Below are 11,622 nucleotides of genomic sequence, written 5' to 3'. Positions count from 1 at the left end.
TGGGATGGCACGAGGGAAGCACGATGGGTTTGGTGGCGATCCGGGCAGCGACATGAAACCGTCCGGCCTGTCGCGGCGGGGATTCCTGCACGGGATGGGTGGAGCAGGCGCCTTCCTTGGATTGACCGGTCAGGCGCTTGCCGCCGAGGGGCCGACCGATGCCGAAGGAAACCTGATCCCCGGCTTCGAGAAGACCGACGAGGATCCGGATGCGGCGAAGGGCTGGCAGCCGGTTTCCGACCGCAGGATCAAGGTGGGGATCGCCGGATACGGACTCTGCAAGTTCGGTGCGGCGTTTTTCTATCAGAACCATCCGAATGTCGAGGTGGTCGCGGCCACCGATCTCGACCCCGGCCGCTGCGCTGAACTGGCCAAGGCGGTCGGAGCGAAGAAGACCTACCCCTCTTGCGAAGAGATGATCAAGAAGGGCAAGGACATCGAGGCGGTCTACATCGCGACCGATGCGCCGAGTCATGCCCGACTCGCCATCATGGCGTTGGAGCATGGCAAGCACGTATGCTCGGCCGTTCCCGCGGTGTTCGGCTTCGAGGCGGAAGACGAGGCGGAGAAGTTGCTCAACGCCGTGAAGAAGAGCGGTATGAAATACCAGATGAACGAGACCTCCTGCTTCCACGCGGATCTCTATGCCTGGCGCCAGCGCTACAAGGCGGATGCCTTCGGAAAGATCATCTACTCCGAGGGCGAGTACTTCCACTACTTCGGCAAGCCGATCGGAGGCTACAATCCGAAAACCGGCAAGGTGGACGTCAATGGCTGGCGCAAGGGCCTGCCACCGCAGTGGTATCCGACGCACTCGAACGCCTATCACATTGCCATCACCGGCGGGAGCTTCACCGAGGTGTCCTGCATGGGAATGCCCAGTGCCGTCCCGCACCTGCAGCCGGAGAACAACGACTACCAGAACCCCTTTGGCTCGGAGATCGCCTTGTTCCGCACCGACGACGGCGGGATGTCACGCATGGCGGTCGCCTGGGACATTCCCACCCATGGCGGCGAGCGGGGCCGCATCTATGGTCAGAAGACCGCCGACCCCAAGGTGAACACCGCCCGTCCGCCATTGCCACCCGGCATGGGAGCCGGGGGCCACGGGGGATCGCACGGGCACCTGACCTGCGAGTTCATCGATTCCATCCTGCGTGACCGCAAGCCGTGGATCGACGTTGCGATGGCGCTGAACATGACCATCTCCGGATTCGTCGCCCACCAATCGGCCCTGAAGGGGGGAGAGTTGCTGAAGATTCCGCAGTATCAATTGTGACGAACCTGCCGCCCCTTTTCGAAAGTGTGGCCGTGTTCGCAACCTAGTGATTGATCCTGTTCGGGATGCATCGCCGCAAGCTCTTCCTGCGGATCTGAGGGTCGGGTTTTGGAGTGGATTCCTTTTGATTTCGAAGGTCTGAAGAGGATCGAGGCCCATGGATCCACCGCTGGATTCAATATTCATGTCGATTCCCAAAGATCTCTGTAACATCGGGCCTTCCCGTTTGGTTATCCATCGGAGCGATGGGATCACCTGAAGCAGATGACCCGGGCGACCTGCAGGCCTACGTCAAGCTGATGACCGAGCATCAGGGGAATTTGCGCGCCTTCATCATCTCCCTCATGCCCGGCAGCCCGGATGTCGCCGATGTCCTGCAGGAGACCAATGCCGCCTTGTGGCAGAAACGGGCAAAGTTTGAGCCCGGCAGCAACTTCATCGCCTGGTCCTTCCAGATCGCGCGCTACGAAGTCCGCCGCCAGCGCGACCGCACCAAGCGGCTGGGGCGGCTGGTTTTTCCGAAAAGATCGTCAATCTCCTGGCGGAAGTGGAAGCGCCCGAGGACTCCGAGGACGAGTTGATGGAGGCCCTGGACGGTTGCCTCGGGAAACTCACCGACAGCCAGCGCAAACTGGTCTTCAAGCGGTACACCCCGGGCCATTCACTCGAAGAGCACGCCGCCGAGAACGGGCGCTCGGCCGGCAGCCTGCGCATCGCCTTGCTGCGCATCCGGGAATCCCTTAAGTCCTGCGTGGAGAAGACGCTTTCCGCCCAATCCGTATGATTCCTCCCGACCTCCAGCCCCAGATGCTGCGGATGCTCGACGGTGAGCTGAGCGTCGGCGAACTCGCGGCCCTCGAGGCCGAGCTGGAGGTGAATCCCGAGGCCCGCAAGGCCTGGCAGAAGCTCTCCCGTCTGCACAGTGCCCTTGAGGTGCACTACGAATCGCAGGCCAACATCGCGAAACTGCCGGTGGTCCCCATCGACCGTGTCCTCGCCCGGCAGCGCCGACGGGTGCTGAAGACCTCCCTGCTGGCCGCCGCCGCCGTTCTTGTCATTTCCGCCGCGGCCTTGTGGGTGAAAACGATCCCATCGTCCGCAGTCACGATCGCGAGCATCCACGTGGCGCCCAACTCCGCCTTCAGCCTCACCCACACCGGCGACGGCGAGGCACCCATGGGCAACGCGCTCGCCGAAGGCTCCCGGATCGTGCTCGAGCACGGCGTGGCGGAACTGGAGCTCCCCTATCAGGTGCGCGCCGTCATCGAAGCGCCCGCCGCCATCACCCTGGTCGATGACCGCACCCTGCAACTCGACCACGGCCGTGGGTTCTTCCACGTGCCCACCGAAGAGGGCAGGGGATTCACCGTGCGCACCCCTCATCAGCAGATCGTCGACCTCGGCACCGCCTTTGGGATCGATGCCTCCCGCAAGCGCACCGAGCTGGACCTGCATGTCTTCGAAGGCCGCGTGCGGGTCGATGCCCTCGACGGAACGGAAGGGGAAATCATCACCGCCACCCGCTCGGTCCGGCTCGCCGGAACCCGGGTGGATCGCGACCTTGACGGCCCGCCTGTCGCCTTCTTCCGCCAACTGCCCGCGAAGGTCGAAACGCTGCTCCAAGAAGACTTCGAATCAGGCCTCGTCGGCGGCCGCGAATACGCCATCCGGATGGACTCGACCGCCATCCGTGACCTCGCCGGAAACCGGTTTCGCGGCATCGATGATGACACGACCTGGAACTTCTCCATCACTTCGGCTACCCCCAACATCATTACGCCTACTTCGGTTTCGACGGATGGTGGCAGCACGAACACGGTCCTCATCGACACCATCAACAGCAGTGGCTTGAGCGGTGGTGGAACCAGTGGCGACATTCTCAGTGAAACGCATGATGATGGCGGTGGCCAATGGATTTCTGGCAACGAGACTTCCCCCAATTTCGAAATCATCTTCGACCTCGGTGGCACCTTTGCTGTCGATAGCGTCCACCTTTGGAATTTCCGCTGGGGTAATCAGGTCGTTCATTGGGGGGTTGAATCGATGGACATCTCTTTCTCAAGCGATGGGGGTGAGAGCTACGGTAACCTGGTGAACGACCTTGTCTTCGCCCAGAACGCTCTAAACGTTCCCACTCCCGCACAGACCCGGACCTTCCCCACCGTGTCTGGTGTGACGCATATCAAGCTCACCGATCTTCATTACCACGGCAGTCCCTATGTCGGCTTTGCGGAGATCCGTTTCGGAGGATCCAGTGGCGGCGGCGGCAACGACCACGCCGACGGGATCGACGACTACGACGCAGGCACCGAGACCGGTATCGGCGACGACCCGGATGGTGACGGCATCGACAGCGGCGTGGATACCTTCCCGCCGGTGCTCATGGCCCTGCACCCCGCCGACGAAGCGAGCAACGCGGTGCCGGGCGGACCGCTGAGAATGGTCTTCAATGAACCGATCAAGCTCGGCACCGGGAGAATCTTTCTGCGCAACATCAGCGATTGGAGCGAACGTGAGATCGCGGTGGGCAGCGCCCGGACTTCCGTCGAGGGCCGCGTCCTGACCATCTACCCGCCGGCGGATCTGCCGGACGGAGAGCGAAGCGTGAGCCGGATCAGCGGCCGGGAGAGCGAAACCCGGATCGGTCTGATCAATCCCAGCGGCGATGGAACCTGGTATGCCGGTGAGGGGCTGAAGGACCAAGGCCGGGAAAGGGGCACGGTTGGATCCATGCGCGGTCCGCTCATGGCGGCCTTGGGTCCGGGTGCCGGAATCCGCCGCGAGATTGGCACCATCGCGCCCGATCACCACTACACCGTCAGCGCCGCCATCGGCGTGCGCGACGATGAGGCCGAGGCCAAGGCCAGCTTCCTCGGCTACACCATCCGCCTGCTATCCGGCGACACCATCCTCGCCGAACTCAGCGACGACACCCCGCCCGGCCCGCCGAACAGCGTGACCAGCGTCGGCTTTTCCTGGGATTCCTCGACCCTGCCCGAGGGACTCGCCCCCGGCGCCCCGCTGGCCATCGAGATCGCCCCCAACCAGGCCTCCGGCCTCGAGCCCGGCTACCTTGACCTCGACCACGTGCGGGTGACGGTGGTGGGGGAGTGATCGTGGCGCGCGTGCCGGCCCGTAGCGACGCGGTCGCGGGGCGAAGGCTGGTGAGCCCCGACGATTTCCTCCATGGCCGGCGGGGCGCCGCGCCTCCCTTCACATCACCCAACGCCCACAATCTGCCAGGATCAGCTCTGCGATCCGGGAGAACTCCTTGTCATTGAGGGTGGCGATGGCGTCTCCCTCGCGAACACAGGTAGCGGCAATGAGAAGGTCATGCGCTCCGATCATCACTCCCTGGTCCTCGAGCCGCGCCCAGAGCTGCGCGTGCACACGGGCGCAGTCCAAGTCGAACGGAGCGGCTGGCAAGATCTTCAGCAGCCCTTCCACAAACCCTCGTCGGCGATCCCGGCGTGCGCCAGCCGGGGCGCGTTCCCAGCCGTGCAGGAGCTCGGAGGCGGTCACCGCCGCGATGCGCACCGGCTCGTCGCGATACGCCTCCAGCAGCCCTTCCAAGTCGAACTTGCCGCGCTCCGCTGCGATGATCACCGATGAATCAAGAATCAATCCCACTTGCTCGTCGGGATCCGGTTCATGGATTGGCGTCCGCTTTCAACCTCCGCGGCGAAATCCTCGGCCTCTTCCCCGCTCAGGTGTGGCAGCGTCTTCCAACCCGCCAGCACCTCCCGGCCGGTGGGGGCTTCGATGGCACCCGTCGGCACCAGGCGTGCCACCACCGTCCCACCGCGTGTGAGGTCCATCGACTCCCCGCGATAGAACACCCGGTTCACCACGTCCGAAAAATTCCGGGCTGCCTCCGTCACCGTCACCGTCTTGGCCATGAGAACATCATAATCTGATAATCTGATTACGCAATAAATCATATTCAGTGCGAGCCCGATTCTCGGTCCCTCGACTCGATTGTCGGCGGCGTCTCCAGCCCCGGTCGGGGCGATAGACTCTAGCCGCCAGCGTGAGCTGGCGGTCAATCGGCGGTAGGAGGAAAAGCCCCGGGAGTGGGCGACAGAACGGGTTTGTCTCAATCGAAAAGACTCGTCGGCAGGCCACTCTGCCGAATCATGGAACGCAGAGTTCCGGTCGGGATGTCCTTGCGAGGATGCGGGACGATGACGGTATGGCCCGCCGCATCGCGATATTTCGCGTGACTCCCCCGTTTGGAAACAAAATGGAAACCATTCTTTTCGAGGATGCCAATAAAGACCCGGGAAGGAAGGCGTTTGGGCATCAGCAGGACGTTACGCGATGGCAAAGTCTCCGACCGACACCTCGGCAATCCGGGGAGCGGTCTTGTCGCCGTCCTCAAGGTAGAGTTCGACGGCCTCCTTCAGATTAGCCAGCGCCTCCTCCTGGGTGGCGCCGAAGCTGGCAACGTCGTAATCCAGACACTGGGCGACGAAGTCGGAATCCTCCCGGTAAAGCGTATAGTGGATTTTCCTCACTCGTCCCAAGATAGCCAGCGGTGGGTGGCTTGCAAGGAGGGAGTGGGCACCTCCAGTCGAAGGATGATCCCGGTCCCTCTATTGGGTCCCTACGCCGCATCGATCAATTCGGTGTGGCTTGCTGCAATGACGGCCAGTTTCAGCACGGGAGGCGGCGTTTCGGTGATGTACTGCTCATAGTTGCGGTAGGTGGAGATGGGCACCCCGAGCAACTTGGCGAAAGACTTCTGGGTCATGCCGGAATCCGCACGTGCCCTGTCCCTCGCTTCGATTGTCGGTGGCATCTGCCGCCCCTCCCGGGGCTTGACGGGCCTGCATCTGCTCTCTCCGACCGACACCTCGGTCCCCACCCATGTCCAACGAAACGGCGCCTTGTTGAACTCGATCTACAGCTTACGCCTCCATGACAATGGCTCCCGGCTTTGGTCCCCATCACAGGCACCTTCACAGCTCTCACCGACCCGGTCCTTAGTCAGGACCTGGTGAATGGCGACCCGGACTTGGACTTTGGAACGGTGGTCGGTACTGCCCCGTACTCGGAGTCCCGCACGGTGCGCTTCGAGAACGATGGACCGAGCAACGCCATCGAGATTTCCACCGCCACCGTCTCCGGCGACCCCGCCTACAGCCTCGCCGACATTGCGGTCAACGGCAGCGGCGGAGTCATCCTGCCGCAGACGCTCGCGGTCGGAGACTACATCGAGTTCACGGTTGCGGCCTCGCTGGCTGCGCCTGCGAGCGGAGTGACGGGGAACCTTGTCATCGACACCGACGCCGTCGGCCAGGACGAGAATCTTTCCATCACGGGCACCTTCACCGAACCCGCGGCGATCATCAAACCGATGTCGGTAGTCAGTCCGGCGGGTGCCATTTATCCTGCCACGACGGGTCTCATCGATGGAGTCGGCTTGAGCGGTGGTGGAACCAGTGGCGACATCCTCAGTGAAACGCATGCCTTTGGAGCCAGTGCCAATAGTTGGCATAGCAATAATGGCAATGGCCCAAGCACCGAAATGACCTTCGACTTGGGGGGCACCTTCATTGTGGACAGCGTCCACATCTGGAATGACAACCAGAACAATGGTGTGGTCAATCGGTCCGTTAAAACCGTGGACATCTCTTTCTCAACCAATGGAGGTGCCACCTTCGGCGATCTGATCGACGACCTTGGCGACTTCCTCCTGCCGACTCATGACGCGGGTGGCACGGGTGTGACACCGGTGAGCACCCTTTCCTTCCCTAGTGCCGTGTCCGGCGTCACCCACATCAGGTTGACCGACTTCCAGAACCACGGCGACGCCTATACCGCCATGGATGAGATCCGCTTCGGAGGATCTGCCCTCCCCCCCAACGACCCGATCCTCGGCCAGGACCTGGTGAACGGTGACCTGGACCTGGACTTTGGCTTGGTGGCCGGTGGGGGCCCGTTCTCGGAGTCCCGCACGGTGCGCTTCGTGAATGATGGACCCACCAACGCCATCGAGATTTCCTCCGCCGCCGTCTCCGGTGACGCCGCCTATAGCCTCTCCGGCATTGCGATCAACGGCAGCGGCGGAATCAGCCTCCCGCAGACGCTCGCGGTCGGAGACTACATCGAGTTCACGGTCGCGGCCTCCGTGGCTTCCCCCGCGGGCGGATTGACGGGGAGCCTTGTCATCGACACCGACGCCGTCGCCCAGGACAAGAATCTTCCCATTTCGGGAACCTATGGCACGACGCCAAAGCCCCCGCCGGTGACCAACGACGCCCCGGCGGCCGGCAAGCGGGTCCGGGTGACGACGCCCGGGGCGGGCTACGATGGGAACTCGAGCGTCTACCACACGCTCTACCTGCCGCCGGAGTGGGTGCCCGGCCAGCAGTACCCGGTGATCATCGAGTACGGGGGGAATGGGTGGACGGTCGAGGCCAACAAGCTGGGTTACTACCAATCGGCCGGCACCGGCTACATCTGGGTGTCGATGCCGAACATCGACCAGAACTCGACCCTTGGCGACAAGTCCGACGACTTCAACACCACGTCGTGGTGGGGTAGTGAAGGGCAGAGCGAGATTGGCGCAGCCGATGATGCCGCCTACGCCATGGCGACGGTCATCGACCTCATCGAAAACTACGGCGGCGACCATTCGTGTGTGTTTGTCACGGGGTTTTCGCGCGGCGCGGTAGCGTGCGGCTCGATTGGCCGACTCGACGACGCCATGGCCGACATCTGGGTCGGGTTTCTCCCGCACAGTCACCACGATGCCTGGTTTGACACCGGCACCCGGACCGATCGCGTCAAGGGCCGGGCTTCGTTCATTACCTACGGCGAGAACGATGGTGGCGGCGGCAACAGCAGGAAAGGCGTGGATTTTCTAAATGCGCGAGGCTTCCCCGTGGAGTCCTACGAGCTTGCCGGGACCGTCCACACGGACGAGTGGATCACCGATGCCAGCGCACCCTTGGCGAGTTCCTTGAGCTACACCGGCGACCCGCTGGTCAGCGACGTGCGGGCGCGGATGCGCACCTGGATGTCAGAGATTGTAGCCAACAAGCCGGGGACCAGCCGCATCAGCGGGGTGGTGACCGACGCGAGCGGAGCGCCGATCGCCGGGGCGCGCGTGCAGAGCGGATTGACCCACTGGACTTTCACCGACGCGACCGGCGCCTACGAGCTGGCCGGGCTGATCGATGGTGCCCGCACCGTGACGGCTTCTCATGCAAGCCACCAATGGAGCCCCAACACCCTCAACGTCACCCTCGCCGGGGCGGACTTGACCGCACAGAACTTCCAAGCGACGACCACTTTTCCCTTCGGCATCACCGGAATGTCCTGGGACATTGACGACGACCTCATCATCGATTTCACCGGTCCCCCCAACAGCACCTTCGAAGTTCGCAAGTCGCTCGACCTGCTGGTGTCTCCCTTCCCGACCACCATCACGGCCCAGAACGCCCCGGTGACGACCGACGGTTCGGGTGTTGGCCAGGCGATCATCGACGCCGCCGATGCGTCCGGAGCCAGGGGGTTCTTCCAACTCTCTGAACCGTCACCCTAGGCCGTTTCCAGGGAGAGAGTTCCTACCCAAGCTTTCCCATCGATGCCCACCTTCTGGAGATTCTTCCAAAATCACACGGCCCCTGCGGGTGATCAAAGATCCGTTCTGCAGAACGAGCCGTCCACCCCGGGTTTTTGGGTTTCCCGGGGTGGGCGGTATTCTGCGCCGACCGTGGCAGGGGCCGGGTTTGACTTTTTTACCCGGGCGGGTGCAGTGAGCTGACGCAATCATGAGACTTCTTTTCCATTCACTCTTTGGCTGGACGGCCTGCTTTGGGGCGGCGGTCGGCACGCCGTGCGCGATGGCGGCTGACCGTGCGGACCAGAGCTCCCCGATTCTTGTCGAGGCCGAGGGCTTTGACGACACCGGTGGCTGGGTCATCGATCCGCAGTTCATGGACCTCATGGGCTCGCCTTATCTGCTCGCTCATGGTCTCGGGGTGCCGGTCGAGGATGCGACCACCAAGGTTTCCATCAAGGAGGCGGGCAAGCACCGCGTCTGGGTGCGCACCAAGGATTGGGTGGCGCAGTGGGAGGCACCGGGGACGCCGGGTCGTTTTCAGTTGCTCATCAACGGCAAGCCGCTCGAAACGACTTTCGGGACGGTCGGGGCGCAGTGGCACTGGCAGGATGGCGGCGAGGTCGATCTGCCCGCAGGGGAGCTCACCCTCACCCTGCACGACCTGACCGGCTTCGAGGGCCGGTGCGATGCGATTCTGTTCTCCCGTGACCCCGATTTCGTTCCGCCCAATGCCGATCCGGAGATGGCGGCCTTCCGTCGCCAGTCTCTCGGCCTTCCCGACGAACCGGAAGCGGTGGGGGAGTATGATCTGGTGGTGACCGGAGGAGGCATCGCCGGCACCTGTGCGGCGGTCACCGCGGCCCGCCTTGGCCTGAAAGTCGCCCTGATCCAGGACCGGCCGGTGCTGGGAGGCAACAACAGCTCGGAAGTCCGGGTCTGGTTGCAGGGGGCGCGCAGCAAGGAGCCGTGGCCGCGCGTCGGCGATGTGGTGGCCGAACTGGAAGCCGACAGCCGCGCCCACTACGGGCCGACCAATACGGCGGAGCTCTACGAGGACGACAAGAAGCTGGCGGTGGTGAAGGGCGAGCCGAACATCGACCTCTTCCTCGAGCACCGCGGCAATGGCGTGGTGATGGACGGCACGCGGATCCGTGCCGTGCTGGCGCAGTCGACCCGCTCGGGCCGCCGCTTCCGGATCGACGGCCGGTGGTTCGCCGACTGCACCGGCGATGCCTGCATCGGTGCGCTTGCGGGTGCGGACTTCGATCTTCAGGAGAAGAACAAGATGGGCCCCTGCAACCTGTGGAACGTGTGCGAGTGCAAGGACACCAATGCGATCAACACCGGCACCGAGGAGGGGACGGAAGTGGTGCCCTTTCCCCGCTGCCCGTGGGCGCTCGACCTTTCCGACAAGCCCTTCCCGGGGCGCAGCGGGAACAAGCCGGACCCGAACCAGCTCGGCGGCTGGTACTGGGAGAGCGGCTTCGACCGCGATCCGATCGAGGAGATGGAATACGTGCGCGACTGGAATTTCCGCGCGATGTATGGCGCGTGGGACGCGCTCAAGAACGTCGACAAGGTGCTGCCCAACCACAAGTTGAACTGGTCCGCCTACATTTTGGGCAAGCGCGAGTCACGGCGGCTGCTCGGCGACGTGATCCTCGACGTCGACGACCTCATGAAGGACCGGCAGTTTCCCGACGGCTGTGCGCCCACCGGCTGGAGCAACGACCTGCACCTCCCCAACCCGGAATACAGCAAGGGCTTCGAGGGCGACGCCTTCATTTCCCGGGCCGAACACGGACTCTTCCCGGCCCACAAGGACAACCGTCCGTTCTGGATTCCCTACCGCACGCTCTACTCGCGCAACATCGACAACCTGTTCATGGCCGGTCGCTGCATCAGCGTCACCCACGACGCCCTCGGGGCGGTGCGGGTGATGCGCACCTGCGGCACCCAGGGGGAAATCGTCGGCATGGCCGCGAGTGTCTGCAAGGAGTTCGGCGCCGATCCGCGCGGCGTCTATCAGAACCACCTGAAGGACCTGCAGAAGCGGATGCGGGCGGGCGTCGGCAAGGTCGATGGCTCCACCATCCCGTATTCGAATCAGGGCGAACACGGCACCAGCCTGCGCAAGGTCAGGCTGACCCAGCCGGAGTGGCTCGACCGCGCCGGCAGGAACCTCGCGCGGACCGCCAGGGTGAGCACCAACCGCCCGTTTTCCGCCGGCAACGTCGATCGCACGATGCTCCTCAACGATGGCAACGGCAAGATCGAGGAGGACAGCCGCTGGGTCGGCAAGGGGCCGCTGCCGCACATCATCGAGTACCGCTGGGACGAGCCGGTCGAGCTCGGGGCGGTGCGGATGATCTCCGGCCGCTACAACGGCGCCCGGGTGCTCGATCCGGTCCGCGACTTTTCCATCGAATCCCACGACGGCGACGGCTGGCGGGAAGTGCTGCCGGCGGTGAAAGGCAACGAGGGCCCGGTCTGGGCGGCGACCTTCGAGGCGGTGAAGACCCGGCACCTCCGCATCGTCATCACCGGTGCTCCCCACAACCTTTCGCGGCTGTGGGAGATCGAGTTCTACGCGCCTCTGGGGGCAGGGAAATGATTCTGTCGCCCTGATCTTGTGGCTCACCAGTCGGTGCGCCGGGAGGGGAGCGGCCGAGAATCCCGCCGGATTCGCCGGATGATGACGATCATTTGAATGCGCGGCCCTTCAGGAATCGTAGGAGGGAATGTGGATCCGTTTCGATCCGCCTTGCGA

The 11,622-nt window shown here is 63.7% G+C and carries 11 protein-coding genes; 6 read left to right on the top strand and 5 right to left on the bottom strand.

Translation table 11 applies throughout. From position 1 onward, the window contains the following. Positions 1 to 52: 52 nt before the first annotated feature. The 4 genes from ACG2LG_RS04825 to ACG2LG_RS04810 all read left to right on the top strand — a co-directional run bounded on the left by ACG2LG_RS04825 (position 53) and on the right by ACG2LG_RS04810 (position 4,393). Positions 53 to 1,279 (top strand): Gfo/Idh/MocA family protein, encoded by a 1,227-nt coding sequence (locus tag ACG2LG_RS04825; RefSeq protein WP_396256829.1) that lies wholly within the window; start codon positions 53 to 55, stop codon positions 1,277 to 1,279. A gap of 245 nt (positions 1,280 to 1,524) precedes the next feature. Beyond that, the gene (locus tag ACG2LG_RS04820; RefSeq protein WP_396256827.1) at positions 1,525 to 1,860 is read left to right on the top strand and encodes a sigma factor; all 336 of its coding nucleotides are present in this window, start codon (positions 1,525 to 1,527) and stop codon (positions 1,858 to 1,860) included. Further along, complete coding sequence (locus ACG2LG_RS04815; RefSeq protein WP_396256825.1) at positions 1,827 to 2,063, top strand: hypothetical protein; 237 nt, start codon at positions 1,827 to 1,829, stop codon at positions 2,061 to 2,063. Before ACG2LG_RS04820 ends, ACG2LG_RS04815 begins: the two co-directional genes overlap by 34 nt. Next, positions 2,060 to 4,393 carry a FecR domain-containing protein gene (locus ACG2LG_RS04810; protein WP_396256823.1) on the top strand — a complete coding sequence of 778 codons (2,334 nt, stop codon included), beginning with the start codon at positions 2,060 to 2,062 and terminating at the stop codon, positions 4,391 to 4,393. Before ACG2LG_RS04815 ends, ACG2LG_RS04810 begins: the two co-directional genes overlap by 4 nt. Positions 4,394 to 4,492: 99 nt before the next feature. Here ACG2LG_RS04810 and ACG2LG_RS04805 read toward each other — a convergent pair whose 3' ends face one another. The 5 genes from ACG2LG_RS04805 to ACG2LG_RS04785 all read right to left on the bottom strand — a co-directional run bounded on the left by ACG2LG_RS04805 (position 4,493) and on the right by ACG2LG_RS04785 (position 6,080). After that, positions 4,493 to 4,909 (bottom strand): PIN domain-containing protein, encoded by a 417-nt coding sequence (locus ACG2LG_RS04805; RefSeq protein ID WP_396256821.1) that lies wholly within the window; start codon positions 4,907 to 4,909, stop codon positions 4,493 to 4,495. After that, the gene (locus tag ACG2LG_RS04800; protein WP_396256819.1) at positions 4,900 to 5,178 is read right to left on the bottom strand and encodes a type II toxin-antitoxin system Phd/YefM family antitoxin; all 279 of its coding nucleotides are present in this window, start codon (positions 5,176 to 5,178) and stop codon (positions 4,900 to 4,902) included. The genes ACG2LG_RS04805 and ACG2LG_RS04800 overlap by 10 nt, the downstream gene beginning before the upstream one ends. Positions 5,179 to 5,375: 197 nt before the next feature. After that, positions 5,376 to 5,582: a type II toxin-antitoxin system HicA family toxin gene (locus ACG2LG_RS04795; protein WP_396256817.1), complete on the bottom strand. Its 207-nt coding sequence runs from the start codon at positions 5,580 to 5,582 to the stop codon at positions 5,376 to 5,378. Positions 5,583 to 5,592: 10 nt separating this feature from the next. Beyond that, positions 5,593 to 5,796, bottom strand: a complete 204-nt coding sequence (locus tag ACG2LG_RS04790) for a type II toxin-antitoxin system HicB family antitoxin (RefSeq protein ID WP_396256815.1) — start codon at positions 5,794 to 5,796, stop codon at positions 5,593 to 5,595. 89 nt (positions 5,797 to 5,885) lie between these two features. Further along, the gene (locus ACG2LG_RS04785; protein ID WP_396256813.1) at positions 5,886 to 6,080 is read right to left on the bottom strand and encodes a helix-turn-helix domain-containing protein; all 195 of its coding nucleotides are present in this window, start codon (positions 6,078 to 6,080) and stop codon (positions 5,886 to 5,888) included. A gap of 138 nt (positions 6,081 to 6,218) precedes the next feature. On the opposite strand from ACG2LG_RS04785, the gene ACG2LG_RS04780 reads away from it, so the two are divergent. Beyond that, complete coding sequence (locus tag ACG2LG_RS04780) at positions 6,219 to 8,831, top strand: carboxypeptidase-like regulatory domain-containing protein (RefSeq protein WP_396256812.1); 2,613 nt, start codon at positions 6,219 to 6,221, stop codon at positions 8,829 to 8,831. Between the two features lie 229 nt (positions 8,832 to 9,060). Continuing rightward, positions 9,061 to 11,466 (top strand): FAD-dependent oxidoreductase, encoded by a 2,406-nt coding sequence (locus ACG2LG_RS04775; protein WP_396256810.1) that lies wholly within the window; start codon positions 9,061 to 9,063, stop codon positions 11,464 to 11,466. Positions 11,467 to 11,622 lie beyond the last annotated feature (156 nt).

It is taken from the genome of Haloferula sp. A504 (genome assembly GCF_044385805.1).
GTDB lineage: Bacteria > Verrucomicrobiota > Verrucomicrobiia > Verrucomicrobiales > Akkermansiaceae > Haloferula.
The sequence above is the reverse complement of the archived record's forward strand: the minus strand, read 5'-3'. Positions and strand labels throughout refer to the sequence as shown.

What these genes read in the sequence shown, in the direction of transcription:
- ACG2LG_RS04825 (WP_396256829.1), top strand. Translation starts at nt 53, where the DNA reads ATGAAACCGTCCGGCCTGTCGCGGCGGGGATTCCTGCACGGGATGGGT.
- ACG2LG_RS04820 (WP_396256827.1), top strand. Translation starts at nt 1,525, where the DNA reads ATGGGATCACCTGAAGCAGATGACCCGGGCGACCTGCAGGCCTACGTC.
- ACG2LG_RS04810 (WP_396256823.1), top strand. Translation starts at nt 2,060, where the DNA reads ATGATTCCTCCCGACCTCCAGCCCCAGATGCTGCGGATGCTCGACGGT.
- ACG2LG_RS04800 (WP_396256819.1), bottom strand. Translation starts at nt 5,178, where the DNA reads ATGGCCAAGACGGTGACGGTGACGGAGGCAGCCCGGAATTTTTCGGAC.
- ACG2LG_RS04795 (WP_396256817.1), bottom strand. Translation starts at nt 5,582, where the DNA reads ATGCCCAAACGCCTTCCTTCCCGGGTCTTTATTGGCATCCTCGAAAAG.
- ACG2LG_RS04785 (WP_396256813.1), bottom strand. Translation starts at nt 6,080, where the DNA reads ATGCCACCGACAATCGAAGCGAGGGACAGGGCACGTGCGGATTCCGGC.
- ACG2LG_RS04775 (WP_396256810.1), top strand. Translation starts at nt 9,061, where the DNA reads ATGAGACTTCTTTTCCATTCACTCTTTGGCTGGACGGCCTGCTTTGGG.